The organism is Staphylococcus sp. GDY8P131P, from assembly GCF_017891975.1.
Classification (GTDB): Bacteria; Bacillota; Bacilli; order Staphylococcales; family Staphylococcaceae; genus Staphylococcus; species Staphylococcus nepalensis.
The window spans coordinates 1-761 of the sequence record NZ_JAESKF010000047.1; the positions used below are offsets into that span (position 1 = coordinate 1).

Here is a 761-nt window from a genome sequence, read left to right on the forward strand (position 1 = left end):
TTGCTAATGTTCATAAATTTTTGATCACTCACGTGTATAAAATTTAATTCACTAAGTTCAAAATCACACACTCAATCTAAATGTTCCAAAAATAAATTTTGCAGATTTTCTAACTCTTCTTCATAGCCGTTTTCAATTTTCGCAGAGTATAGCAATCGTTTAATTAAAACCAATTCTTTTTCTGTTAATGTATGTTCAATTCCATTCTCAAAATAAATTGTATTATTATATTCCATTATTTAATCTCTCCAGTTTCACTATCAATTATTCTTGAGTACCTTGCTCTATATCCACATTGATAATTACCTTCAAACCAAAGTCTAAAAGCACTAGCATTAGATGTAATGACATCTTGAACATAATTCATATTATCAATACCATATTCTTCTCCATATATATCAAGGAATGACATCAAATCAATTACATTAACTATATGCTCATTTTTTACTATACTTAATAAATCATTTTTTAAACTACGTTTTTGACTTTCATCTAAAAAGATATATCTTTCAATATCAAAATCATTTAAATGGATAATATCTTGACTATCATATTTATGTTTATTTTTCTTAATAGCGTCTTTACTTTCATGCGTTAAATATTTATAAACACTTTCAATACCATCTACAATTTCCACATGAGATAAAGCTTTATTGCCTAAAGCTCTTTTTATTTTATTTCTTACACTTTCTAACGTTACCGCATTTTTAGCAACATACAAAACATGGTAATGAGGCTTTTTATAAACTTTTCCACCATCC

The 761-nt window shown here is 26.3% G+C and carries 2 protein-coding genes; both read right to left on the bottom strand.

Annotated elements, in window-relative coordinates:
• Window positions 1-71: 71 nt before the first annotated feature.
• Window positions 72-236, bottom strand: a complete 165-nt coding sequence (locus KA894_RS14585; protein ID WP_194378113.1) for a hypothetical protein — start codon at window positions 234-236, stop codon at window positions 72-74.
• On the bottom strand, window positions 236-761 hold a 526-nt coding region (locus KA894_RS14590; protein ID WP_210134039.1), incomplete at its 5' end, for a Rep family protein. The genes KA894_RS14585 and KA894_RS14590, both read right to left, overlap by 1 nt.

What these genes read in the sequence shown, in the direction of transcription:
- KA894_RS14585 (WP_194378113.1), bottom strand. Translation starts at nt 236, where the DNA reads ATGGAATATAATAATACAATTTATTTTGAGAATGGAATTGAACATACA.